Here is a 538-nt window from a genome sequence, read left to right on the forward strand (position 1 = left end):
GCGCCGCGTGAACGATCGCAACCCCGAAGGCGCGGCACCCCGGGGACTTTGGCGCGATCCGCAATTCCTGCGCGACGTGTGGCTGCTCAACCCCAAGCTGAAAGACACCCAGTTCGCGGATTACCACGGCCACGGCTGGAATTTTCGTGCGGTGTTCAAGCGCGACCGCAAGGGCGCGCTGCTTGACCGCGATGGCCGCGTCGTCGCCGACGACGACCCGGACAAGTTCCGCAAGGCGGTTCACCTCAAGTCCATCCATCTGGAAGTCGGCATGCACTGCGTGGACTGCCACTTCTCGCAGGACGTGCACGGCAACGGCCATATCTACAGCGAGGTGCCCGCAGCGATCGAGATCGAATGCGCCGACTGCCACGGAACCGCGGATCGCTACCCGCGGCTGCGAACCTCCGGGCCCGCCGCGCCGCCCGGCGGCACCGACCTGTCGCTCGCGCGCACGCCCGACGGGCGCCGGCGCTTCGAATGGCGCGGTGGCGCGCTGTACCAGCGCTCGATGCTCGATCCGTCGCGCGAATGGCGC

Annotated in this window: 1 protein-coding gene; it reads left to right on the plus strand. The window is 68.6% G+C overall.

Going from position 1 to position 538, the window contains the following annotated elements:
* Positions 1-538: hypothetical protein (locus tag NZ585_15150; GenBank protein MCS7081365.1), on the plus strand; the 538-nt coding region annotated here is incomplete at both ends.

The sequence above is a fragment of the Chloracidobacterium sp. genome, from assembly GCA_025057975.1.
Classification (GTDB): Bacteria; Acidobacteriota; Blastocatellia; order Chloracidobacteriales; family Chloracidobacteriaceae; genus Chloracidobacterium.